Here is a 25,372-nt window from a genome sequence, read left to right as displayed (position 1 = left end):
TTAATGTCTATACAAGTTTCATCAGTTAATAAATTTTATAATCAGCAACAAGCTTTAAAAGAGGTTTCTTTTGAAGTGGGTAAAGGTGAAATTATAGGGTTTTTGGGTCCAAATGGTGCAGGTAAATCTACAATGATGAAGATATTAACAGGCTTTATTAAACCAAACTCTGGAGAGGTTTTAGTTGATGAAATAGACGTTTTAACTTCTGCTTTAGAAGCTCAGAAAAATATTGGCTACTTGCCTGAGCATAATCCTCTGTATGCAGATATGTATGTTAGAGAATATTTACATTTTCAGGCGGCTATTTTTAAAGTTGATAAAACACAAATAGAAGTGTGTATATATAAAGTTGGTTTATCACTAGAGGCTCATAAAAAAATACATCAACTGTCTAAAGGATATCAACAAAGAGTAGGGTTAGCTGCAGCTATATTACATAATCCAACTGTTTTAATTTTAGATGAACCCACAACAGGATTAGATCCAAATCAATTAGTAGAAATTAGAACTTTAATTAAAGAATTAGGTAAAGAAAAAACAGTACTTTTTTCTACGCATATTATGCAAGAAGTAGAAGCAGTTGCAGATAAAGTAATTATACTAAATAAAGGCAATATTGTTTTTAAGACTGATATGGATCAGTTAAAATCAACAAATAAAAGCTTAGAGACTTTATTTAGAGAGGTTACTTCTTCTTAAAAAGAGGTTTTCCTAATTTATATTTGGCATCATAATCAAAAACATCTGGTGTAAAACTAACAGAAGGTTCATCTTGTTTTTTAATAGTGTATTTGCCACTTTCTAAATCATAATATAGACTGTTATCATCTGATTTTACAGATATATAAGGGCCTTCATGCTTGTGATAAGTCTCCTCTAAAACAGTAACTTGTTGAGGTTTATTTTCTAGAAAAAATGCAATTAAATCATCATTTAAAACGGAGTAAATAGCAATTTTTCCTTGAGAATCTCTTAAAAAATATCTTGAAAATTTACCTTCTATCATAAAACAATCAATGGTAATTGTATCTAAAAGAACACTTACTTTATCAATTTTAAAGTAGTCATCTTTAATAGTAATATGTTTATTAGCAATCTTTCCTTTTTTTGAAAATAAGCCATAAGTAACACTTATTGCCATCACTAAAACTCCAATAATTTCAAATAAATAATCGCTTAAATCATCTATATCATCTAGTAATGTAAAAAAGAAAATGATTGCTCCAAACCCTATAATTAGTAAACAACCACTAGCAACACCTAATTCATTTGATTTCTTTTTACTTCCTTGATGATAAAAAATCATGTTAGTTTAATTTATAATGTATTTGCTGCTTTTCAAGAGTTGATAATAGTTCATTTGAAACTTTAATTTTGGTGTTTCTACTTGGTAAATTCACTTCAATTTTTTCTTGAGCATCCCAAATTGTAAATCGTAAAGACTGCTTCCCAACATTGTTTTTTAATATGCTTTCTAAATTAAGTATATTTTCTTCGTTCACATCATTAACTGGTATTTTTATAGTGAGTTTTTTGCACAACTCATCCATAATATCATGCAGTAACTTAAAGTCTGTAAATTTAATTCTTGGCTCTCCAGTTACTCCATCTTTATTGGTCCATCCAGGTTGTATTGTAGCTCTAACATACAAGAAAGAATTAGGTACTAAAAAGTGCTTGAATTTTAAATATTCTTCTCCAAAAACTCTAAATTCATGACTATCATTATAATCTTCAATAGTAAATGCAGCCCAACCTTTTCCTGCTTTAGAAACTCTATGTTGTACATCTGTTATAATACCAGCAAACGATAAATTGTTACCCACTATTTTTTGAAGTTCTCCTTTAAAATCTTTTAATCTTGCATTGCAAAAAATCATTTCGTTTTTAAAATCATCTAAAGGATGAGCAGAAATATACATGCCAATTACTTCTTTTTCTTGCGATAATAATTCCATGGTTCCCCAAGTATCACAATTAGGAATATCTGGTTCAGGAAACTGCACTGTAGAAGCTTCACCAAATAATGAAACCTGTGCTGAATTTTGGTTTTCTTGATATTTACTGCCAAATTTCATGGCACGTTCTAAAAACGTCATTCCTTTTTCGTCTAAAGCAAAATATTGAGCTCTATGTGTATCTGTAAAAGAATCGAAAGCACCAGCTTTTACTAAACTATCAAACGATTTTTTATTTGCTGCACGTAAATCTACACGTTTTGCCAAATCAAAAATAGAGGTGTAGTTGCCATTTTCTTTGCGTTCTTTTATGATAGCTTTTACTGCAGATTCTCCAACTCCTTTTACTGCTGCCATTCCAAAACGTACAGCTCCTGCTGCATTTACAGAAAATTTAAGGTAAGATTCATTAATATCTGGTCCTAAAACTTCTAATCCCATTCGTTTACACTCTTCCATAAAAAAGGATACAGCTTTTATATCTTTCATGTTATTAGAAAGTACAGATGCCATATATTCTGCAGGATAATGTGCTTTTAAATACGCTGTTTGATAAGCAATCCAAGCATAACAAGTAGAGTGACTTTTATTAAAGGCATAACTTGCAAAGGCTTCCCAATCTTTCCATATTTTTTCTAGCTTTTCTTCATCATGTCCATTAGCTTTGGCTTGTTCTATAAACTTAGGTTTCATTTTTGCTAAAACAGCAGCTTGCTTTTTACCCATGGCTTTACGTAAAACATCAGCTTCACCTTTTGTAAAATCTGCTAACTTTTGAGAGAGTAGCATCACTTGCTCTTGGTAGACTGTAATACCATAAGTCTCAGCCAAATATTCTTCCATGGCTGGTAAGTCGTATTCTATTTCTTCTGTACCATGTTTCCTGTTGATAAAACTAGGAATATATTCCATGGGTCCTGGTCTGTAGAGTGCATTCATTGCAATTAAATCTCCAAAAACAGTAGGTTTTAAAGAACGCATGTGTTTTTGCATTCCTGGAGATTCATATTGAAAAATACCTACAGTTTCTCCTCTTTGAAAGAGTTCGTATGTTTTTTCATCATCTAAAGGAAAACTCTCAGGATCTAAGGCAACACCATGTTTGGCTTTTACAATCTTAACAGTGTCTTTTATTAATGTTAATGTTTTTAACCCTAAGAAATCCATTTTTAATAACCCAGCAGACTCAACAACAGAGTTGTCAAACTGAGTGACATACATGTCTGAATCTTTTGCTAAAGCAACAGGAACATAATTGGTAATGTCTCCTGGAGTAATAATTACACCACAAGCATGAATACCAGTATTTCTAACAGAGCCCTCTAAAATTGCAGCTTTGTTTACAGTTTCTGAAGCTAAATCAGAACCAGCAGCAATGGTTTGTAATTCTTCAACCATAGCTTTTTCTTCGCTTCGTAAACCAGCAATTTTTCCTTTACTTTTTTCATCATCTCCAAATATGTTTTGAAGTTTTACCCCAGGTATTAATTTTGCAATTCTGTCTGCTTCAAATAAAGGTAAATCTAACACTCTAGCTGTGTCTCTAATAGATGATTTAGCAGCCATGGTTCCGTAAGTAATAATTTGTGCTACTTGATTTGCTCCATATTTGTTAATTACGTAATCCATAACTCTGCTTCGTCCTTCATCATCAAAATCGATATCAATATCTGGCATAGAAACACGCTCAGGGTTTAAGAAACGCTCAAAAAGTAAATCGTATTTAATAGGATCTATATTGGTAATCCATAAACAATATGCAACTACAGAACCAGCTGCAGAACCACGACCTGGTCCTACAGAAACATCCATATTTCTGGCTTCTCTAATAAAATCTTCAACAATTAAAAAATATCCAGGATAACCAGTTTTGGCAATTACATCTAGCTCAAAATCTAAACGTTCTTTTATGGCTGGAGTTATTTCTCCATAACGTTTTTTTGCACCTTCATAAGTTAGATGGCGCAAGTAATTATTTTCTCCTCTTTTACCTCCATCTTCATTATCTTTTGCGTCTTTAAATTCATCAGGAATATCAAAAGCTGGTAATAATACATCTCTAGCTAAAGTAAATTCTTCTATTTTATCTACAACTTCTTGGATATTGATAATGGCTTCAGGTAAATCTGCAAAGAGCGTTTTCATCTCTTTAGTTGATTTAAAATAATACTCTTCGTTTGGTAAACCATATCTATAACCACGACCTTTACCTTTAGGTGTAGCTTGTTTTTCTCCGTCTTTTACACAGAGTAAAATATCATGTGCATTTGCATCTTCTTTTTGTAAGTAAAAAGTATTGTTTGTAGCAACAACTTTTATATCATGCTTTTTAGAAAATTTTAATAAGGTTTCATTTACAATGGTTTCATCTTGTTGATTATGACGCATCAACTCAATATATAAATCATCTTTAAATTGGTCTTTCCACCATAAAAGTGCTTCTTCTGCTTGATTCTCTCCAACATTTAAAATTTTACTAGGAACTTCACCATATAAATTACCAGTTAAAACAATAATATCGTCTTTATACTTTTTAATAACCTCTCTATCAATTCTTGGAACATAGTAAAACCCATCTACAAAGGCAATAGAAGACATTTTTGCTAAGTTGTGGTATCCATTTTTATTTTTGGCTAATAAAACAACTTGATATCCATTGTCTTTTTGTGATTTATTAGTATGATCTTCACAAACATTAAATTCACAACCAACAATTGGTTTAATTGGTGTTTCTGCATTTTTATTGTGGTTTAATACTGCACTTACAAAATGAAAAGCAGCCATCATATTACCTGTATCTGTCATAGCAACAGCTGACATATTATCTTTTGCAGCTGCTTTTACAATATTACCAATTTGAATAGTAGATTGTAAAACAGAAAATTGTGTATGATTATGTAAGTGAGCAAATTGAACATCTTTAAGTTCAGCTAAACCTTCTTTAGTAGATTTGGTATCTTCTACGTCTTTTAGTTTTTCTAGACGTTTTCTAATTTTATCACTTTCCTTTTTTAAATTGATATGTTGTATACCAATTAACTGAATAGGTTTTGGGTTGGCTTCTGAATACTTTTTAAAATAATCTGCATCTACATCTAATTCTTCTTTGGTAAATTCTCGTAAACGAATTAGTTCTAAAAAACAACGAGTTGTTGCTTCTACATCTGCTGTTGCATTGTGTGCTTCAGCAAAATCTATCCCAAATAAGTGTTTGTGTAATTCTGTTAATGTAGGTAGTTTAAATTTTCCTCCTCTACCTCCAGGAAGTTGACAAAGTAATGCTGATTTTTCTGTACAAGTATCTAAAACAGGTAGTTTTGTTAAGTTGTTTTCAACACCCAATCTATGGAATTCACATCCCATTATATTTACATCAAACTCAACGTTTTGACCAACAATAAATGTTGTTTTAGAAAGCGCTTCATTAAATAGCCTTAATCCTTCATCTAAAGAAATTCCTTTTTCTTGCGCTAATTCTGTTGAAATACCATGAATCCTTTCAGCATCATAAGGAATGTTAAATCCATCTGGTTGTATTAGAAAATCGTTTCTGTCTAATAAATTACCCATATCATCATGCAACTGCCATGCAATTTGAATACACCTTGGCCAGTTATCTGTATCTGTAATTGGGGCATTCCAACTTTTGGGTAAACCAGTAGTTTCAGTATCAAAAATTAAGTACATACACGAATTTTATGAAGTAAATTTGGAGAGTTAAATGTACAAAATCATTAAAGATTTACCCTGAATTAATTATACTGACTTATTAACAAAAAAAAAGTCAACCCAACTAAGGATTGACTTTTTTATTTATTTAAATAATTAGAATTCTATGATACTAATTCTTCTTGATATTTTAAGGAATTAATAGCAGACTGTATGGTCTGTTTTTGCATTTCTAATATTTTTCTTGTTGATGGAGCAAAGTCATCTTCTTTCAATATTTCGCAATATTCATCATAACTTGCTGCTTCTCCTCTTAATGCTTCTTCTAAAATAGCTTCCTCATCATTAGAATTAAACATAGATTTTAATGACATCCAATTTCTATGCATTGTTCCTTTGAAAGATCCATTATCTTCTGGAATTTGTCCATAAGATAAAATCTCTGTTCTTAAATTTTTAGCAAATTCACTTCTTTCAGAAGCTCTTTTTTTAAAAAATATTTTTAACTTTTTACTTTCTACATTACTTGCTGCGTTTAAATAACCTTTCTCAGCATCATAATTTTTTTCTAATAATTCGTTTAACTTGTTCGAAATTTTTTCACTATACTTCATTTTATCTTTTCATTTAAAATTTCAATAAATTTTTTTGAGATGCGTATTGTTTCACATCTTTTTGTTATTACAAATTTAAGGTGTTTCTAAAGTTATCTTTATTGCAAATGATGTAAGTCTTAACTCATTTACTATCAGTTTTTTATTTAATAAAATTTTAGAGTTATTTTTATGGTGATAAATTAAAAGTATTTTGTACTTTTGCGCCCACTTATTACGAGATAATAAGATTTTTAATAACCAAGGTCGAGAACCTTACAACATTAACAAATTATGCCAGTAAAAATTAGATTACAAAGACATGGTAAAAAAGGTAAACCATTCTATTGGATTGTAGCTGCAGATGCACGTGCAAAAAGAGATGGTCGTTACTTAGAAAAAATTGGAACTTACAATCCAAACACAAATCCAGCAACTATAGATTTAGATGTTGATGGAGCTGTAAAATGGTTACAGAATGGTGCACAACCAACTGACACTGCAAAAGGTATTTTATCTTATAAAGGTGCTTTATTAAAGAATCATTTAGCAGGTGGTGTTAGAAAAGGTGCTTTAACTGAAGAGCAAGCTGAAGAAAAATTTAAAGCTTGGTTAGAAGAAAAAGAAAACAAAGTTTCTACTAAAGAAGAAAAATTAGCAAAAGCTCAAGCAGAAGCTAAAGCAAAAGCTTTAGAAGCTGAAAAAGCTGTAAATGAAGCAAGAATTGCTGCTGCAACTCCAGAAGTTGAAGAAGCAGTTGAAGCTACAGAAGAAGTTGAAGCATTAGAAACAGCTGCTGAAGAAGGAGCTGCTGCTGCAGATACAGAAGTTGCTGAAGAGAAAAAAGCTGAGTAATTTTTTAAGCGATAATGCGTAAAGAAGATTGTTTTTATTTAGGCAAAATCGGAAGAAAGCACAGTTTTAAAGGTGAGGTTGTTATCAAATTAGATACAGACGAACCAGAACTTTATAAAAATATGGAATCAGTTTATGTCGAACTTGGCAATAATCTGGTTCCATTTTTTATTGATAAAAGTTCACTACACAAAGGAAATCAACTAAGGGTTCAATTTGAAGATGTATATTCTGAGGAAGAGGCAGATTCTATTTTAAAATCTGATGTTTATTTACCACTTACATTATTACCAAAACTAGAAGGAGATAAATTCTATTATCATGAAGTAATAGGTTTTTCAGTTTTTGACTCAAATTTTGGTGAAGTAGGCACAGTTATACATATTAATGATAAAGCTGCACAGCCTCTTTTTGAAATAGATAGAGAAGGCAAAACTATTTTTATTCCAATGATTGATGATTTTATCAAAAAAGTAGATAGAAAAAACAATCAAATACAAGTAGAGACTCCAACAGGTCTTATAGAGTTGTATTTATAATTAGAGAGGTGCAAGAGTGGTTTATCTGGCTACCCTGGAAAGGTAGTATACTAGAAATAGTATCGAGGGTTCGAATCCCTTCCTCTCTGCAAAAATGAATTATTTTATTTAATAGTATAATCAAAAGTAACTCTAGCATAACTACTAGATGTACCAGCTTTTGAGTCTTCTTGTACAAGTCTATCGTTAACAAAAAGCTTTAACATTAGCTCTGCAGAACTTGGGCTGTTTCTAAAAGCTTCACCTCTAACATACTTATATCCATAATCATTCCAATAAATAATATGTGGTAAAGCATCACCATTAGTATCGTATTCAAAGGTTATTATTTCTGTAACATCAATATTGTTAGCATTATCATAATAAGTAAGCTTAATTTCATCTGCATTTGGCTCATTTGTATAAAACTCTAACCTAACATCAGTTTGAGATAATGGAATTCCATCATCTTCAAATTCATTTTGAGTTGTTACACATGAGAAAAATAAAATTGTTGCTAAAAGTAAGATTAGATGTCTCATAATTATTTATTTAATACTAATGCAAAAATAAAAAAATCCTTAATTATTCTATAATAAGTTTTTTGTTTGCTACTTTATTATTAGAATGAATCTTTACAAGGTAAACACCAGAAGTTAAAGATCTTGTATTTATTTCGTTTATTTTAGAACTTTTAGAATATACTTTTTGTCCTAATGATGAATAAATCTCTATTTTATCTATATTTTCTTTAGTTTTTATTTTTACACTTTCTTTAGCAGGATTTGGATAAACCACAAATTTAGAGCTAAAAAAGTCGTCAGTACTTGCTGTACTTTGTTGGTATACTCTTACATAATCGATGATCATACTACTTTCTGTATAATTTGGATCTATAGTACCACCAATTCCTCCTAGAGCAACATTTAGCAATAAGAATTGATCTAAATTAAAAGGCCATGTACTACTGTTTTGTGTAGATGGTTTATAAGTATAATAAACTTCGCCATCAACTAAAAAAGCAATTTGATTTGGAGACCAATTCATAGAATAAACATGATAATTATTAGCTACATCTGTTAACATTTTTGTTGCTGTGTTAACAGTAGCTCCAGAACTAGATGGTGTATGCAAGGCACTAGAAACCACATTAGTTGCGTGTAAACCATGTTCCATAATATCAATTTCTCCACAAGCTGGCCAAGGTGTAGTTCCAAAACCCTGTGTTTCCCAATAAGCTCCTGGTTCACTTATATTTTTACCAAGAGTCCATATTGCTGGCCAAGTTCCAGCACCTTCTGGTAATTTTGCTCTAACATCAACTCTACCATATGTAAAAGCATATTTAGAGTTTAATCTTGCAGAAGTATAATCTAAAGTAACCCCATTTAGAGTTTTTGTTTCTTTTTTAGCAACTATATTTAAATTACCATTAGAAACAAATGAGTTTGTTGGGCTATCTGTATAGTGTTGTAATTCTCCATTAAACCATCTTCCTCCATTTGGCCCAAAAGTTTGATGATGCCATTTATTAGTATCCAAAGAATTACCATCAAATTCATCTGACCAAACAAGATTTGTGTATTCAACATCTAAAGCATTTGGATCTGTAGGAGTTGATCCATCAGTAATATTTTCTAATAAATAAGTACCAGCAGTTGGTACTCCTATGTCAATAAAAATAACTAATTTTCTGTATGTTCCAGTTGCATTTATAGTATTGTTAGTTCCTGATAATTTTGCATTAGAAAAATCAAAAGTAAAATTTTGCCAAGTATTTGCATTACCACTTGTAACTGATTGTGAAACTTCTACATCAGCATTTGTGCCGTTTTCTAATTTTAATAAAATAGTATGCGTATTCGGATCAAAAGCGTAAAAAGATAATGTTATTTCTTTTTGATTTTTGATATCTATATCTCTTGTTAAATCAATCCAAAAACCTTGATTAGCATCATTGCCATTATTGTTAAATTGACCTACTTTATTTGATGCATTATCAGGATCATTCCTTGTAGAAAAACTTGCACCACTAAAACCTGAAAACACATGATTCTTGTTTTCAAAATCAATTGGCATCTGCTGAGAAAATATTGATGAAGTAATTAATATTAAAGTAAGTAAAGTTGAAAAGTATTTTTGAGACATGTTCATTTTTTTGTAATCAAGCCAAAGATATCTGTTGTAGTTTAATTTTTGAAATGATAGACCAATACAAAACCAATACAAAACCTATTTTTAAGTTAATTTTACAGTATTTTTGATCTATGAGTACATTATTTAAGTTTAAAGAATTTTCAATACATCAAGATAAAACTGCTATGAAAATTGGTACAGATGCAGTTTTGTTAGGTGCTTGGGTTTTCTTAGAAAATGAGATAGATTCAATATTGGATGTAGGGTCTGGAACTGGAATTATAGCATTAATGTTAGCACAACGTTCTTTTGCATTAACCATTGATGCTGTTGAAATTGATAATGATGCATATGAGCAAACCGTAACTAATTTTGAAAATTCTAATTGGGGAGATCGTTTGTATTGTTATCATTCTTCTTTTCAAAATTTTGCTGACGAAATTGCAGAGGAAGATGAAACTTATGATTTAATGATATCTAATCCTCCTTTTTATACAGATGAGTTTGAGTCTGATAACGATGCTAGAAATAAAGCTAGGTTTACCACTTCTTTATCATTTAATGAATTGCTAAAAGGAGTGTCAAAAATTTTATCTAAAAAAGGAAAATTTGCAGTAATTATCCCTTTTAAAGAAGAGCAAGGTTTTGTTGAATTAGCAAAAGAAAATAATCTATTTTTAAATAGGGTTTGCCATGTTAAAGGAAATTCTTCATCTGCATTTAAAAGAAGTCTCTTAGAATTTTCTTTTGAAGACAAAAAACTTAAAAAAGAAAATTTAACAATTGAGATTAAACGCCATCAATACACAGATGAATATATCAATTTAACTAAAGATTTTTATTTAAAAATGTAATTAACCCATTACATGATTTGGATTATAGCCTAAGTATTTTACTTTTCGTTCAGTAAATTTTATCCCATGTAATTCTAATTCTTTTAAAATAGGAATATAAACTTCTTTTGATATTGGTAATTGTACTCCTGGTGTTTTTATTTCACCTTTTAAAATTTTTAAAGTTGCAATTGCAACAGGCAAACCAACAGTTTTAGCCATAGCTGTATAGGTTTGGTTTTCTCCTTCTACAATTAAACTACTTTCTATTTGACGTTTTTCTCCATCAATTTCATATCCAAATAAATGCTGCATAACTATCATATCTTTATCATGTTTTTGTAAAGTCCAAGAATCTTGTAAGATTTTCTGAAGCATTTGTGCTGGAGTTGCATTTTGTAATCCAATTTTTTTATCTGGATTAAAAAGATCTAATTCAACTAATTTTTCCCACATTACATCATCTTGATCAATTTTTAGATATGAGCGTAATTTTAATTCTACAGAATCTGAAGGAGAATAAGCTAAAAATAGATTAACAAAATCTCTGTAACTCATGTTTTCTGAATCTTCTATGATGTAAGAATCATCTGTCATCCCTAATTGAACAAAAATATTCCAAGCTCTAGAAAAACCAACTTTTCTTATTGTTCCTCTATACATTGTAGGTATATTATCTAACCCATAAACACTTCTGTATTTTAAAGAATCTCTATTAGCATAAGCTTCAAATTTTTGATTATTAATATTTAAAAACTCAGTTCTACGAAATAGTTTGTGATAAGGGATGTACTTATAAGTGCCTTCTTGAATAAACATAGCAGCTCCTCCTTGACCTGCCAATACTACATTTCTTGGATTCCAAGTAAATTTATAATTCCAAAGATTATTATCACTTTCTGGTGCCACTAATCCTCCACAAAAAGATTCAAATAATAATATTTTAGCATTATTATCTCTTATTCTATCAATAACTTGCATGGCACTCATATGGTCTAAACCAGGGTCTAAACCAATTTCATTCATAAAAATTAACCCTTTTTGTTTGGCTTCACTATCTAAAGCTTTCATTTCTTTAGAAATGTAAGAAGCAGTAACCATATGCTTATTAAATAATAAGCAATCTTTAGCTACCTCTATATGAAATCTTGCAGGTAACATAGAAATTACAATATCAGACTTTTCTATTTCTTGTTTTCTTTGATTTTCATTAAAAACATCAAAAATAATTGCACTTGCATTTTTATGATTATCTATAAGTTCTAAAGCATTTTCTATAGAAATATCTGCAATAATTATCTTTAGATTTTCTTCATCAGATTTTTCTAACAAATATTTTATAAGTGATGAACTAGATTTACCTGCACCAATAATCAAAATGTTTTTCATAAGGATTAACGTATTTTTGTAGAATAACGAAGATACTATAATTGTTTAAAATTAAACAAAAACCTCAATAAATGTTTAAAAATTTAATTATTACTTGTTTTTTAGGGTTAACTGCAATTATTTTAGGAGCTTTTGGAGCACATGCTTTAAAAGAAATATTGTCAGTAGAACAGCTTAATAGTTTTGAAACTGCTGTTAGATACCAAATGTATCATGTTATTGTTTTATTAATAGTTAATCTCTTTGATGGTTTTACTACAAAACAAAAAAATACTATTAGTATTTTATTTTTTATTGCCATTCTACTTTTTTCTGGCTCTATTTATCTTATTCAATTAACTCAAATAACGGCAAAATTAATTTGGTTTATTACACCTTTAGGTGGCTTATTTTTTATAATAGGTTGGTTGCTTATGATTGTGATATTCGCAAAAAAAATGAATAAGAATTAATTTTTTTATAAAAATCGCACGAAAATATGCCCGTCTAAAAATATTGTTTAATTTTGTCTGTAATTAAAAAACAAAAAAACATTGATATGGTAGATACAAATACGAAATCGATTTCGTTAAATAGTCTAGGAATCAAAAATGCAAAAATTAATTATCAACTTTCTTCTGCAGATTTACACAAAGAAACTTTACAAAAAAAACAAGGAGTAGAATCTTCTTTAGGTGCTATTGCTGTAAATACTGGTGAATTTACAGGTCGTTCTCCAATGGATCGATTTATTGTAAAAGATAATGTTACAAAAGATGAAGTTTGGTGGAGTAATATTAACTTACCATTTGAAGAAGATAAGTTTGACCAATTGTATGATAAAGTTGTAAACTACTTATCAGAAAAAGAAATTTATGTTAGAGACAGTTACGCTTGTGCAGATGAAAACTACAAGCTAAATATAAGAGTGGTTAACGAATATCCTTGGAGCAATATGTTTGCTTACAATATGTTCTTAAGACCAACAGAAAAAGAGTTAAAAGATTTTTCTCCTGAATGGACAGTTATTAATGCTCCTGGTTTTATGGCAAACCCTGAAGTAGATGGTACTCGTCAACATAATTTTGCAATTTTAAATTTTTCTAAAAAGATTGCATTAATTGGAGGTACAGGTTACACAGGTGAAATTAAAAAAGGTATTTTTTCTGCCCTAAATTTCATATTACCAGTAGATAAAAATACGTTACCAATGCATTGTTCTGCAAATGTTGGTGCAGCTGGTGATACAGCTATTTTCTTTGGACTTTCAGGAACAGGAAAAACAACTCTTTCTACAGATCCAAATAGAAGTTTAATTGGAGATGATGAACATGGTTGGACAGCAGAAAATACTGTCTTTAATTTTGAAGGTGGATGTTATGCAAAAGTGATTAATTTATCACAAGAACAAGAACCAGAAATTTATGCTGCTATTAAAAAAGGAGCAATTTTAGAAAATGTTATTATGGATAGTGAAGGCAATGTAGATTTTGCTGATACTTCTATTACACAAAATACAAGAGTTAGTTATCCTATTTATCATATAGAAAATATTCAAAAACCTTCAATAGGAAAAAACCCAAAGAATATTTTCTTTTTAACAGCAGATGCATTTGGAGTGTTGCCTCCAATTTCAAAGTTAACACCTGCACAAGCAGCTTATCACTTTATTTCTGGTTATACAGCAAAAGTAGCTGGTACAGAAGCTGGTGTTACTGAGCCAGTGCCAAGTTTTTCAGCTTGTTTTGGTGCACCATTTATGCCTTTACATCCAACAAGATATGCAGAAATGTTAAGCAAAAAAATGAAAGAAGCAGGGGTTAATGTTTGGTTGGTAAATACAGGCTGGTCTGGAGGTAAATATGGTGTAGGTAGAAGAATGCCATTAAAATATACAAGAGCCATGATTAGTGCTGTTTTAGATGGGAAATTAGGAGATTACACATACGAAGACTATCATATACATTCTGTTTTTGGAGTAGCACAACCAAGATCTTGTCCTGGAGTTCCAACTGAATTACTAAGTCCTAGAGCTACTTGGAATAATGATGAGGCTTACTATGAAACAGCTTTTAAGTTATCTAATGCGTTTAGAAATAATTTTAAGCAATTCGAAGAATATGCGAATGAAGAAATTAGAAGAGGTGGTCCTCAAAGATATGCTTATTAATTAAGTTCATAATTATTAATTTACACAGAAACACCTCAAATTTGAGGTGTTTTTCTTTATAAAAAAGTATCTTTAGTCAGTAAAAATTCTTTTTTTTATGATTAAAAAGTGGTTTCAAAATATAGGACCAGGTACTTTAGTTGCAGCAGCTTTTATTGGTCCAGGTACAGTAACCCTGTGTACTTTAGCAGGTGTTAATTTTGGCTTTAATTTACTTTGGGCTATGTTGCTTTCTATTATTGCAACTATTGTATTGCAAGAAATGGCTGCAAGGTTAGGTATTATTTCTCAAAAAGGACTATCTGAAGTAATAAGAGAAGAATTAAAAAATCCAATTTTAAAACAATGTATTACAATTTTAATTTTATCTGCAATTGTTGTTGGTAATGCCTCTTATGAAGCAGGTAATATAAGTGGAGGTATCTTAGGTCTTGAAACTATTTTTGGAGAGTTTAAGTACCATTTTGGAGATTTTTCTATCAATTTAATGAGTATCATTATTGGTGTAATTGCATTTGTTTTACTTTATATTGGAAATTATAAATTTCTAGAGAAAGCACTAGTTACATTAGTATTGTTGATGAGTTTTTCATTTGTAATAACTGCAATTGTAACTAAACCTAATATTTTACAAATTTTAAAAGGAATGTTTGTTCCTAGATTTCCAGATAAAAGCTTATTAACCATTATTGGTTTAATTGGAACAACAGTTGTGCCATATAATTTGTTTTTACACGCTTCTTTAGTTAAAGAAAGATGGCATAAAAAAGAAGATTTAATATTTGCCAAAAAAGATACTTTTATTTCTATACTTTTAGGAGGTTTAGTATCTATGGCTATTATAGTTTCAGCTGCTTCTATTTCTTCTACAAATATTTTAAACGCAGCAGATTTAGCAAAAGGTTTAGCTCCTTTATATGGTAATTTTGCAAAATACTTTTTAGCTTTAGGTTTGTTTGCTGCAGGTATAACATCTGCAATAACAGCACCCTTGGCAGCTGCTTATGTTGCAAAAGGTTGTTTAGGTTTTAAAGGAGGTTTACAATCAAAATCATTTAGACTAGTTTGGATTATCATTCTTTTTTTAGGGGTTTTATTTTCATCAGTTGGTATAAAACCTATAGAAATTATAAAATTTGCTCAAGTTGCAAATGGTATGTTATTGCCAGTTATTGCAGGAATTTTATTATGGATTATGAATAAAAAGAATATTTTAGGAAACTATGTAAACAGTAAATTTCAAAATATTTTAGGATTTATAATTTTAGCTATAGCTATTTTTTTAGGAGCTAAAGGAATTTTAAAAGTGTTTAATTTTTTATAAAATGAAAATTGATATTAACTGTGATGTTGGTGAAGGTGTAGATAATGAGTATTTATTAATGCCATTTATCTCATCTTGTAATATTGCTTGTGGTGGACATTTTGGCGATAAAAATTCTATTGATAAAACTATAGAATTAGCAATTAAACATAAAGTTAAAATTGGGGCTCATCCTTCTTTTCCAGATCAAGAAAACTTTGGTAGAAAATTAATACAGATTTCTAATGATGCATTAAAAAAAAGTATTCAATCTCAGTTAGAATTATTTTTAGAAAGATTGTCTTTACAAAACGGAAAATTACATCACATAAAACCACATGGAGCACTATATAATGCTATAGCTATTGATAATAAATTGGCTACTTTATTTATTAGTAGTGTAGCAAAATATTTAAAAAATAGTTATTTATATGTGCCTTATAATTCTGTAATAGAAAATGTTGCTTTAAAGAATGCTATAAAAATTAAGTATGAAGTTTTTGCAGATAGAAATTATAATGCTGATTTAACTTTAGTATCTAGAAAATATAAAAACGCATTAATTTTAAATAAAGAAGAAGTTTTAGAACACGTTTTAAATATTATACAAAAAGGTTTAGTAACAACTATTGACAATACTAAATCTAAAATAAAAGCAGATACATTTTGTGTTCATGGAGACACAGAAAATGCTGTTGAAATTGTAAAATATCTTTATCAAAATTTAGAGAAAGAAGGTTTAAATATTGACTAATCAAATTACATACAAACAATTTGGAGATAATACTATTTTAATAGAATGGGAACCTATTATTGATAAAAACATACTATCAGATATTATTACTTATAAAGAGAAAATATTACAAAGTGATTTAGAATATTTAGATATAATTCAAGCATACAATTCACTTACAATTGTATTTAATTTTAAAGTTAACAATGTAAAAAATAAGATTTTTAAACTTCAATCTATTTACTCGTCTACATTAGAAATAGAAAAAAAAGCTTTATATAAATGGGAAATACCTGTCTGTTATGATTTAGATTTTGGAATTGATTTAAAAGATATTTCCAAAAAATTAAAAATATCTATTGATGAAATTATAAAACTTCATACAGCACCTACTTATACAATTTTTTTTATTGGATTTTTACCAGGTTTCTTTTATTTGGGAGGTCTAGATAAAAAACTATTCTTTGATAGAAAATCAACCCCAAGATTACATGTAGATAAGGGTAATGTTGCAATAGGAGGGATGCAAACAGGAATTTACCCCAACAATTCAGCTGGTGGGTGGAATATTATTGGTAAAACACCTATTGATTTTTTTAATGCTGATAAAGAAAATCCTTGCTTTGCAAAAGCTGGTGATGAAATTAAATTTAGATCTATATCTAAAGAAGAATTTTATCAAATTGAAAAAGATATTACAGTAAATGTTTTTAAAATTCATAAAACTTTAAAGTATGATTAAAGTTTTAAAAGCCGGCTTTTATTCAACAATACAAGATAAAGGAAGATTTGGATTTGCTTCTTTTGGAGTTCCGTTTTCTGGAGTTATGGATGCTTATTCAGCAGATTTAGCCAATAGTATTCTAAATAACCCTTTAACAAATGCAGTTTTAGAAATTACTTTTGGAGGTTGTATTTTAAAATTTTTGAATACTACTACTATTTGTATTTCTGGTGCAGATTTTTCACCTAAATTAAATGATAAGCCAATCTTATTAAACTCAAAAATAAGAGTTCAAAAAGATGATGTATTGTCTTTTGGAAAAATCAATATTGGTGTTCGATGTTATTTAGCAATTTCTGGCGGAATTGATTCTCCAATAATACTAAATAGTAGAAGTCAGTTTAAATATGTTACTTTTAGTTTTAAGATAAATAATGGTGATATAATACCAATTAAACAACAACCAAAAGAGTTTTTCTCTTCTAAGTCGTCTATTAAGATACATAAAGAACATTTTAGTTCAGAAATTTTAGAATGTAAAGTGGGGCCAGAATTTGATTGGCTTTCAACTACCCAAAAAGAAAAATTATTTACAGATATTTTTACAATATCAAAAAATAATAATAGAATGGGGTATCAGTTAAATGAAATTTTAAATAATAAATTACCACAATTATTAACATCTTCAGTTTTACCTGGTACTGTTCAATTAACACCTTCAGGTAAATTAATTTTGCTTACAAGAGACTGTCAAATTACAGGAGGATACCCAAGAATTTTACAACTTTCTGAAAACTCAATAAATAGATTATCACAAAAAACAACGAATAATGTTATTAAATTTACTTTAAAAAGTCATTTGAGTTAAGATTATTTTTTTTTGAGTTAAGTATAACTTTTCTTTACATTTATCTTTGTTTAGTGATTAAATCATAAGATTTGATTTAAAAAATAAGTTTAACCAATAAAAAGCATAAATTATGAGTAATTTTTCAGACATATTATTAGGAACAGCGATAGGAGCTGCTTTAGGTATTTTATTTGCTCCAGATAAAGGAGAAAATACCAGGAGAAAATTAAGAGATGAAGCTCTTAAAGCAAAAGATAAAATAGAAGAGTCAGCCTCTGAAATAAAAGACCAAGTATCTTCTACAGTAAATACTAAGAAAGCAAATTTAGAAAGTCAATTAGAGGAGGTAATGTCAAATATGAGCTACAAAGCTGAAGATGTAATATCTACTTTAGAACAGAAATTAAGCGAATTAAAAGCTAAAAATAAACAGTTGCAAAAAGATGGAAAAACAGAATTTGCTACTGCAAATGGAGGTTCTATCAATAAAAATACTAATAAAACAATCTAATTAGATGATTAATATTTTTGAATCTATAAGTAAATCATCTACCTCTGGATTAGAAGCAAGTAAAAAGCTAGCCACTACAACAGCAGAATATGCAAAATTAAAAGCTTTTCATTTAATGGCTTTATCTGCTACAAGTATCACTAAAATGATGATTATTGGAAGTCTAGTTTCTATTGGAATGTTGTTTATATCTATTTCTGGAGCTATAGCAATTGGAGATTATTTAGAAAATATAGCATTAGGTTATTTGATAATAGGTTCAGTTTATGTTTTTTTCGGGATTATAATTTTCTTAATGAGAAAATTAATTGAGAAAACTATTATTAAAAAATTATCAAAAAAGGTATTTGATTAAATAAAAAGCCATGAGAAATTATCAATCTTTAGAAGAAATAGAATTAGATTTAAAAAGATTAAATCTAGAAAGACAAATAGCAATAGAAGAATTAAAATTAACTAAGTATAATTTAGAAGAACATTTAAAACCTATTAATTTAGTTGGAAATTTTTTAAAGTTTGCCAGCAAATATGGCCTTTTAATACTAATTAAAAGATTTTTTAAATAATAGATGATTAAGTAAAAAGAAACTTTAAAAGGTAATTTACTCAGTTTACTTTATTTATGGTTGGTTGATTTTTAAAAGTCTTGATGTAAAAAACATCAAGACTTTTTTATGCTACTGTTTTTAGTTTTTTTTTAAAACTGTTAGGTGTAATACCATATTTCTCTTTAAAAATTTTAGAAAAATAACTTCTACTACTAAACCCTACACTATATACTATTTGAGATACATTTAAATCTGAATCTTTAAGCATTTCTCTTGCAGATTCTAGACGTACATGTCTAATGTATTCTGTAACAGTTTTCTTATATAAAAATTTAAATCCTTCTTGTAATTTAGATTGTGTTAAACCAGATTTAAAAGATAGTTGCTCTAAAGAGTATTCTTTAGCAGGGTTTTTAATAATATCGCTAGATAAAGTTCTTATTAACTTTAATTCACTTCTACTCATATGTTCAGGTAATTTAACTCCATTTAGCAATCTATTATGTTGCTGAATATGCAGAGATAATATTTCATAAACACGAGATTCAATTTTTAAGATTCTAAGCATTCCTTTAGCTTTTATCTTATGTAAACCTTTAATTAAATCTGCCATTTTAAGGTTTAAGGTTCCGTAATTTGCAAACCTATTATCATGGTCTGTATCTACAAAAACTTCGTATAATTTTTTATTTAATGTAGAGACATTTGTTGTTCTTTTCTTTAAAAAGTGCTTTCTAACAATTTGTATAACATTAATATCTAATTTTTCATCTTTAGGAAAAATAACATGATTGGTTCCACCATCTTTATTAGTAAAAATAAAAGATTCAAATTGGCTTACTTTTTTTTCTTCTTTATGAATCCCAAAACGATGTTTAAAACTTCCTTTAGAAGCATAAATAAATCGAATTGGATTAAATGATTCGATCGATTTAATTTTTAAATCTATTTCTTCATGAAATTTAATTTGAAATTCTAATAAGTTAACACCCCAATCAAAAGGAATAAATTTTATAGAACCAATCCCAAATTTATTATTTAGTTTTAATGTGTACTCACTCCATTGTTCTGTGACTACACCTCCTATTTGTTCTTGAATTTGCTCTAAAAGATCTTTTGGACTATCAGCAATAATCTCAATTTGTATCATAATGGTTTACTCTGTTTAATTTATTACTAATAATATTTATCAAAAGTATATTGTAAAATTAATCTTTTTATTCCTTAAAAAATTATTAAAAAACAAATGCATTAAAACAATCAATTAATTAATTTCAAATCTAGTTTATCAATTATTATAAGATTAGAATATATTTATTAATATCAATGGTTTCTTTTGGTTGATTTTTTTAAAAATTTTGTAAAAAAAAAAGCATCCAATTTTGGATGCTTTTTAATTTATTTAGAATTTTATTAGTCTTGTTTTTCAACAACAACTTCAACTTCTTTTTTAGTTTCTTTTCCTGTTTTTTTAATATCAACAGAAATTATATCTCCATATTCTTTAGCTTTCATTTCAATTTCTTCTAAAGAACCTTCAATTTTTTTTGTTTCAGTAACTACTTTTCCGTCAACAGTTTTAGATATTGTAATTGTAGCAACAGCCATCTCATCATTATTACTGTTTACTTCAATTTTTACTTCTTTTTTGATTTCAGTTTTTGCATGATTATCATCAGAAGTATGACCACCTAAAATTGGTGCAACTACTAAACCAATTAAACAAGTTAATTTAATTAAAATGTTCATTGATGGACCAGAAGTGTCTTTAAATGGATCACCAACAGTATCACCAGTTACAGCAGCTTTATGAGCATCTGAACCTTTATAAGTCATTTCTCCATTAATTTCTACTCCAGCTTCAAAAGATTTTTTAGCATTATCCCAAGCACCACCAGCATTGTTTTGAAAGATTGCCCATAATACACCAGAAACAGTAACACCAGCCATATAACCACCTAACATTTCTGCGATTGCTAACTTATCCATACCAAAAGCTAAAGGAGCAAATGCTATGATTAATGGAAAACCAATAGTTAATAAACCTGGTAACATCATCTCTTTTAAAGATGCTTGTGTAGAAATTGCAACACATTTATCATACTCAGGTTTCCCTGTTCCTTCCATAATTCCAGGAATATCTCTAAACTGTCTTCTTACTTCTTGTACCATTTCCATAGCTGCTTTTCCTACTGCATTCATTGCTAAAGCAGAGAAAACTACAGGTACCATTCCTCCAACAAATAACATTGCTAAAACAGGAGCTTTAAAGATGTTAATTCCGTCAATTCCTGTAAATGTTACATAAGCAGCAAATAAAGCTAAAGATGTTAAAGCAGCAGAAGCAATAGCAAAACCTTTACCAGTTGCAGCTGTTGTATTACCTACAGAATCTAAAATATCTGTTCTTTCTCTAACGATTGGATCTTGTTCAGACATTTCTGCAATACCACCTGCATTATCAGAAATTGGTCCAAAAGCATCAATTGCTAATTGCATAGCTGTTGTTGCCATCATTGCAGAAGCAGCTAAAGCAACACCATAAAAACCTGCAAAAGCATAAGAAGCCCAAATAGCACCAGCAAATAATAAAACTGATGGAAATGTAGATATCATACCAGTAGCTAAACCAGCAATAATGTTTGTTCCTGCTCCAGTAGAAGATTGCTGTACTATTTTTAATATTGGTGATTTACCTAAACCTGTATAAAATTCAGTTACAGATGATATTACTGCACCTACTACTAAACCAACAAGAGTTGCATAAAATACTCTCATAGAAGAAATTTCTTGTAAACCTTCACCAAAAAACTCCATTTGCATAGTTTCTGGTAACATCCAAGTAACTAAACCAAAACAAGAAAGACCAACTAAGATAATTGATGTCCAGTTTCCTTTATTTAAGGCACCCATTACTTGTGCTTCTTTAGCATCATTACTATTAATTTTTACTAACATTGTTCCTATAATAGAAATAATGATACCTGCACCAGCAATTGCCATTGGTAATAATATTGGTCCTATACCTCCAAAAAGATCGTCTATAGCACCACCCATATCTTTAATTACATAATTTCCTAAAACCATTGCAGCTAAAACTGTAGCAACATAAGAACCAAATAAATCTGCTCCCATACCTGCAACATCACCAACATTATCACCTACGTTATCTGCAATTGTGGCAGGGTTTCTTGGATCATCTTCTGGGATACCAGCCTCTACTTTACCAACTAAATCTGCACCAACATCTGCTGCTTTAGTGTAGATTCCTCCACCAACTCTAGCAAATAAAGCAATAGATTCTGCACCTAAAGAAAAACCTGCTAATGTTTCTAAAACAATAGTCATATCCATTGTATTTGTCCATGTACCATTCATAAAGAAATGGAAAAAGAAAATAAAGAATGCAGTAAGACCTAAAACAGCTAAGCCAGCAACACCTAATCCCATAACTGTACCACCACCAAAAGATATTTTTAGTGCATTTGGTAAACTAGTTCTAGCAGCTTGAGTTGTTCTAACATTAGTTTTAGTAGCAATTTTCATACCTATATTTCCAGCAAATGCAGAAAAAACAGCTCCAAAAATAAAAGCGACAACAATTAAAATATGAGTTGTTGGTACAATAAATGAAACAACTGCTAAAGCTGCACTTACGATAACAACAAAAATAGTAAGCAACTTATATTCTGCACTTAAAAAAGCTAAAGCACCTTCATAGATATAGTCTGAAATTTCTTTCATCTTACCATCTCCTGCATCTTGCTTCATTACCCAAGACTGTTTAACCCACATATAGATTAAACCTAAAACTGCCAAAGCAATTGGCATGTAAATCATTAATGATTCCATATAATTTTATTTATTATGATTAGTTTAAAACGGACGCAAAAGTAAGAAAATGAGTGGAAATAAAAAACCTCTTAAAGTGTTTAATTTTAAGAGGTTGATAATTTTAATAGAATTATTTTATTATATTTTAAATTTATCGGTCTTTTTGTATTCACTTTCTTGATATCTCTTTACAGAGTTATGATAAATATTAATAGCTTCAGAAGCATCTCCCCAACCACCAACATCAACTTTTTTCTTTTCTAAATCTTTATAAACTTGAAAAAAGTGTTCTATTTCTTTTAAACGATGTGGATTTAAATCAAAAATATCTTTTCTTCTATTCCAAATAGGATCAGAAACTGGTACACAAATAATTTTTTCATCTGGACCTTTTTCATCAGCCATATGGAAAACACCTATTGGTTTTACTTCACTAACACACATAGGAAAAGTAGGTTCGTGCCCTAAAACTAAAACGTCTAAAGGGTCACCATCTAAAGCTAAAGTTTCTGGAATAAAACCATAATCTGCTGGGTACATCATTGAAGAAAACAACATTCTGTCAAATCGAATTTTTTTTAATTCAAAATCATACTCATATTTATTTCTACTTCCTTTAGGTATTTCTATTAATACATCAAAAGTCAATTCATCTTTACCAATCATAGTTGTTATTTTAATTCATTACAAAAATAGTTAATATGTGAGGTTTTTTAAAGGGTTACTTATATATTTTACGCAATTGTTTTCGAAAAAAAAATCCTGTTTCTAAATAAGAAACAGGATTTTTAAATTCTTAATATTGAAATATTTTACAAGTACATAACTTCTTTAACTGCTCTAACTACATCATTAGAATTAGGAATCCATTTTTCTAATAGAACAGGAGAATAAGGAGCAGGTGTATCTGCAGTTGTAATTCTTTTAACAGGTGCATCTAAATAATCGAATGCTTCATCTTGAATTCTATAAGTAATTTCTGTAGCTACACTTCCAAATGGCCATGCTTCTTCTAAAACTACTAACCTGTTAGTTTTCTTAACAGATTTTATAATTGCTGCATGATCCATTGGTCTTACAGTTCTTAAGTCTATAATTTCTACAGATATGTTTTCTTTTGCTAATTCATCAGCAGCTTTATAAGCTTCTTTAATTATTTTTCCAAAAGAAACTATAGTTACATCACTACCTTCTCTTTTAATATCTGCAACTCCTATAGGTATTATGTATTCTCCTTCAGGAATTTCCATTTTATCACCATACATCTGCTCAGATTCCATAAAAATTACTGGATCATCATCTCTTATAGATGCTTTTAATAAACCTTTTGCATCATATGGATTAGATGGTACAACAACTTTTAAACCAGGTGTATTTGCAAACCAATTTTCAAATGCCTGTGAGTGAGTTGCTCCTAACTGACCAGCAGAAGCAGTTGGTCCTCTAAAAACAATAGGGCAGTTAAACTGGCCACCAGACATTTGCCTAATTTTTGCAGCGTTATTTATAATTTGATCAATACCAACCAAAGAGAAGTTAAAAGTCATATATTCTACTATAGGTCTGTTACCATTCATTGCAGATCCAATAGCTACACCAGCAAAACCTAATTCTGCAATAGGTGTATCTATTACTCTTTTTGGACCAAATTCATCTAACATACCCTTACTAGCTTTGTAAGCGCCATTGTATTCTGCAACTTCTTCACCCATTAAATAAATGCTTTCATCTCTGCGCATTTCTTCGCTCATGGCTTCACATATTGCTTCTCTAAACTGAACTGTTTTCATTATTTTATTTGAATTATAAAATTTGCTACGCGCAAAAATAAGGAAATATTTGTCAAATTTTCTTAATGCAATTTACAATCTGCACCTAATTTTTAACTTTAATTACTTAATCGATTTCGATAAATGTTAAAATCTTGAAAATTTATTATGCATGCATAGTATTTTTTAAAAAAAAGGCGTAATTTCGTAGGCGAAAAAATAAGTTTAAAATTATAGTTTATGAAAATATTGGTATGTATTAGTCATGTGCCTGATACCACATCAAAAATTAATTTTGCAGACGATAATACAAAGTTTGACACAAATGGAGTTCAGTTTGTAATTAACCCTTATGACGAATTTTGTTTAACAAGGGCTATGTGGTTTAAGGAAAAACAAGGAGCATCAGTTACTGTTGTAAATGTGGGAGAATCAACTACAGAACCAACATTAAGAAAAGCTTTAGCAATTGGAGCAGATAATGCAATTAGAATAAATGCAAATCCTGTTGATGGATTACAAGTAGCTAAAGAATTAGCAGAAATTGTTAAAGAAGGTGAGTATGATTTAATTCTTGCAGGTAAAGAATCTGCAGATTATAATGGTCAGATGGTTCCAGGTATGTTAGCTGCATTAACAGACTTTAATTTTGTTAATGGTTGTGTTGGTTTAGAAATTGATGGAACAAATGTAACTGCAGTTAGAGAAATAGATGGTGGTAATGAAACTTTATCAACTACTTTACCTTTAGTTGTTGGAGGTCAAAAAGGTATTGTTGAAGAAAAAGACTTAAGGATACCAAATATGAGAGGTATTATGATGGCTCGTAAAAAACCTCTTAATGTTGTAGATGCAAAAAACGTAGCAACTGTAACTACTGTTGAAACTTTTGAGAAACCAGCTCCAAAAGGTGCTGTAAAATTAGTTGATGCAGATAATGTAGATGAGTTAATCAATTTACTTCATAACGAAGCTAAAGTAATTTAAAATATAAAAG

23 protein-coding genes, 1 tRNA gene and 1 pseudogene are annotated in these 25,372 nt (G+C 29.3%); 15 read left to right on the top strand and 10 right to left on the bottom strand.

All coding sequences use genetic code 11. The features are described from left to right. Nucleotides 1-3: 3 nt before the first annotated feature. A pseudogene (locus ACFOWD_RS00920) lies at nucleotides 4-669 on the top strand (ATP-binding cassette domain-containing protein); the annotation flags it as partial. 19 nt (nucleotides 670-688) lie between these two features. Here ACFOWD_RS00920 and ACFOWD_RS00915 read toward each other — a convergent pair. The 3 genes from ACFOWD_RS00915 to ACFOWD_RS00905 all read right to left on the bottom strand — a co-directional run bounded on the left by ACFOWD_RS00915 (nucleotide 689) and on the right by ACFOWD_RS00905 (nucleotide 6,244). After that, a complete protein-coding gene (locus ACFOWD_RS00915; protein WP_377407351.1) occupies nucleotides 689-1,309 on the bottom strand; it encodes a hypothetical protein in 621 nt (206 codons plus the stop codon). Nucleotide 1,310: 1 nt separating this feature from the next. Further along, nucleotides 1,311-5,648 carry a DNA polymerase III subunit alpha gene (dnaE, locus tag ACFOWD_RS00910; protein ID WP_377407349.1) on the bottom strand — a complete coding sequence of 1,446 codons (4,338 nt, stop codon included), beginning with the start codon at nucleotides 5,646-5,648 and terminating at the stop codon, nucleotides 1,311-1,313. A gap of 146 nt (nucleotides 5,649-5,794) precedes the next feature. After that, the gene (locus ACFOWD_RS00905; protein WP_377407347.1) at nucleotides 5,795-6,244 is read right to left on the bottom strand and encodes a ferritin-like domain-containing protein; all 450 of its coding nucleotides are present in this window, start codon (nucleotides 6,242-6,244) and stop codon (nucleotides 5,795-5,797) included. Nucleotides 6,245-6,517: 273 nt separating this feature from the next. Here ACFOWD_RS00905 and ACFOWD_RS00900 point away from each other — a divergent pair, with 273 nt between their 5' ends. The 3 genes from ACFOWD_RS00900 to ACFOWD_RS00890 all read left to right on the top strand — a co-directional run bounded on the left by ACFOWD_RS00900 (nucleotide 6,518) and on the right by ACFOWD_RS00890 (nucleotide 7,706). Then, the gene (locus ACFOWD_RS00900; RefSeq protein ID WP_298989044.1) at nucleotides 6,518-7,078 is read left to right on the top strand and encodes a 30S ribosomal protein S16; all 561 of its coding nucleotides are present in this window, start codon (nucleotides 6,518-6,520) and stop codon (nucleotides 7,076-7,078) included. Nucleotides 7,079-7,092: 14 nt separating this feature from the next. Then, nucleotides 7,093-7,617, top strand: coding sequence for a ribosome maturation factor RimM (gene rimM / locus ACFOWD_RS00895; RefSeq protein WP_377407345.1), 525 nt, complete (start codon nucleotides 7,093-7,095; stop codon nucleotides 7,615-7,617). Nucleotides 7,618-7,619: 2 nt separating this feature from the next. Continuing rightward, nucleotides 7,620-7,706, top strand: a tRNA-Ser gene (locus tag ACFOWD_RS00890). Nucleotides 7,707-7,721: 15 nt separating this feature from the next. Here ACFOWD_RS00890 and ACFOWD_RS00885 read toward each other — a convergent pair. Both ACFOWD_RS00885 and ACFOWD_RS00880 read right to left on the bottom strand, forming a co-directional pair. After that, a complete protein-coding gene (locus ACFOWD_RS00885) occupies nucleotides 7,722-8,138 on the bottom strand; it encodes a hypothetical protein (protein ID WP_377407343.1) in 417 nt (138 codons plus the stop codon). 43 nt (nucleotides 8,139-8,181) lie between these two features. Continuing rightward, nucleotides 8,182-9,744, bottom strand: a complete 1,563-nt coding sequence (locus ACFOWD_RS00880) for a family 16 glycosylhydrolase (RefSeq protein ID WP_377407341.1) — start codon at nucleotides 9,742-9,744, stop codon at nucleotides 8,182-8,184. Between the two features lie 119 nt (nucleotides 9,745-9,863). On the opposite strand from ACFOWD_RS00880, the gene ACFOWD_RS00875 reads away from it, so the two are divergent. Beyond that, nucleotides 9,864-10,586, top strand: a complete 723-nt coding sequence (locus tag ACFOWD_RS00875; RefSeq protein WP_377407339.1) for a tRNA1(Val) (adenine(37)-N6)-methyltransferase — start codon at nucleotides 9,864-9,866, stop codon at nucleotides 10,584-10,586. Here ACFOWD_RS00875 and ACFOWD_RS00870 read toward each other — a convergent pair whose 3' ends face one another. Continuing rightward, on the bottom strand, nucleotides 10,587-11,954 hold the full coding sequence (locus ACFOWD_RS00870; protein ID WP_377407337.1) for a saccharopine dehydrogenase family protein: 1,368 nt from the start codon (nucleotides 11,952-11,954) through the stop codon (nucleotides 10,587-10,589). Between the two features lie 71 nt (nucleotides 11,955-12,025). Here ACFOWD_RS00870 and ACFOWD_RS00865 point away from each other — a divergent pair, with 71 nt between their 5' ends. From ACFOWD_RS00865 to ACFOWD_RS00825, 9 genes are all read left to right on the top strand, one after another. After that, nucleotides 12,026-12,406: a DUF423 domain-containing protein gene (locus ACFOWD_RS00865; protein WP_377407335.1), complete on the top strand. Its 381-nt coding sequence runs from the start codon at nucleotides 12,026-12,028 to the stop codon at nucleotides 12,404-12,406. Between the two features lie 86 nt (nucleotides 12,407-12,492). Next, the gene (gene pckA, locus ACFOWD_RS00860) at nucleotides 12,493-14,103 is read left to right on the top strand and encodes a phosphoenolpyruvate carboxykinase (ATP) (RefSeq protein ID WP_377409587.1); all 1,611 of its coding nucleotides are present in this window, start codon (nucleotides 12,493-12,495) and stop codon (nucleotides 14,101-14,103) included. Between the two features lie 97 nt (nucleotides 14,104-14,200). Beyond that, nucleotides 14,201-15,427 (top strand): Nramp family divalent metal transporter, encoded by a 1,227-nt coding sequence (locus ACFOWD_RS00855; protein WP_377407333.1) that lies wholly within the window; start codon nucleotides 14,201-14,203, stop codon nucleotides 15,425-15,427. A gap of 1 nt (nucleotide 15,428) precedes the next feature. Beyond that, nucleotides 15,429-16,160: a 5-oxoprolinase subunit PxpA gene (pxpA, locus tag ACFOWD_RS00850; RefSeq protein WP_377407331.1), complete on the top strand. Its 732-nt coding sequence runs from the start codon at nucleotides 15,429-15,431 to the stop codon at nucleotides 16,158-16,160. Continuing rightward, nucleotides 16,153-16,881: a 5-oxoprolinase subunit PxpB gene (gene pxpB, locus ACFOWD_RS00845; RefSeq protein ID WP_377407329.1), complete on the top strand. Its 729-nt coding sequence runs from the start codon at nucleotides 16,153-16,155 to the stop codon at nucleotides 16,879-16,881. Before pxpA ends, pxpB begins: the two co-directional genes overlap by 8 nt. Beyond that, nucleotides 16,874-17,731, top strand: a complete 858-nt coding sequence (locus tag ACFOWD_RS00840; protein ID WP_377407327.1) for a 5-oxoprolinase subunit C family protein — start codon at nucleotides 16,874-16,876, stop codon at nucleotides 17,729-17,731. The genes pxpB and ACFOWD_RS00840 overlap by 8 nt, the downstream gene beginning before the upstream one ends. A 112-nt stretch (nucleotides 17,732-17,843) precedes the next feature. Further along, the gene (locus tag ACFOWD_RS00835) at nucleotides 17,844-18,224 is read left to right on the top strand and encodes a YtxH domain-containing protein (RefSeq protein ID WP_377407325.1); all 381 of its coding nucleotides are present in this window, start codon (nucleotides 17,844-17,846) and stop codon (nucleotides 18,222-18,224) included. A gap of 4 nt (nucleotides 18,225-18,228) precedes the next feature. Next, nucleotides 18,229-18,579 carry a hypothetical protein gene (locus tag ACFOWD_RS00830; protein WP_377407323.1) on the top strand — a complete coding sequence of 117 codons (351 nt, stop codon included), beginning with the start codon at nucleotides 18,229-18,231 and terminating at the stop codon, nucleotides 18,577-18,579. Nucleotides 18,580-18,589: 10 nt separating this feature from the next. Then, complete coding sequence (locus ACFOWD_RS00825) at nucleotides 18,590-18,790, top strand: hypothetical protein (RefSeq protein WP_377407321.1); 201 nt, start codon at nucleotides 18,590-18,592, stop codon at nucleotides 18,788-18,790. A 106-nt stretch (nucleotides 18,791-18,896) separates the two neighbouring features. Here the strand turns inward: ACFOWD_RS00825 and ACFOWD_RS00820 are convergent, their stop codons facing one another. The 4 genes from ACFOWD_RS00820 to ACFOWD_RS00805 form a co-directional block, all read right to left on the bottom strand. Further along, on the bottom strand, nucleotides 18,897-19,922 hold the full coding sequence (locus ACFOWD_RS00820; protein ID WP_298988989.1) for a helix-turn-helix domain-containing protein: 1,026 nt from the start codon (nucleotides 19,920-19,922) through the stop codon (nucleotides 18,897-18,899). Nucleotides 19,923-20,185: 263 nt separating this feature from the next. Beyond that, entirely contained in the window at nucleotides 20,186-22,624 is a 2,439-nt protein-coding gene (locus ACFOWD_RS00815) for a sodium-translocating pyrophosphatase (protein WP_377407319.1), read from the bottom strand. A gap of 120 nt (nucleotides 22,625-22,744) precedes the next feature. Continuing rightward, nucleotides 22,745-23,272 (bottom strand): inorganic diphosphatase, encoded by a 528-nt coding sequence (locus ACFOWD_RS00810; RefSeq protein ID WP_298988987.1) that lies wholly within the window; start codon nucleotides 23,270-23,272, stop codon nucleotides 22,745-22,747. A gap of 146 nt (nucleotides 23,273-23,418) precedes the next feature. Next, entirely contained in the window at nucleotides 23,419-24,396 is a 978-nt protein-coding gene (locus ACFOWD_RS00805) for a pyruvate dehydrogenase complex E1 component subunit beta (RefSeq protein ID WP_298988985.1), read from the bottom strand. Between the two features lie 219 nt (nucleotides 24,397-24,615). Here ACFOWD_RS00805 and ACFOWD_RS00800 point away from each other — a divergent pair, with 219 nt between their 5' ends. Further along, nucleotides 24,616-25,362, top strand: coding sequence for an electron transfer flavoprotein subunit beta/FixA family protein (locus tag ACFOWD_RS00800; RefSeq protein ID WP_298988983.1), 747 nt, complete (start codon nucleotides 24,616-24,618; stop codon nucleotides 25,360-25,362). Nucleotides 25,363-25,372: the final 10 nt, after the last annotated feature.

The organism is Polaribacter marinivivus, assembly GCF_042651285.1.
GTDB classification, from domain to species: Bacteria; Bacteroidota; Bacteroidia; order Flavobacteriales; family Flavobacteriaceae; genus Polaribacter; species Polaribacter marinivivus.
The sequence above is the reverse complement of the archived record's forward strand: the minus strand, read 5'-3'. Positions and strand labels throughout refer to the sequence as shown.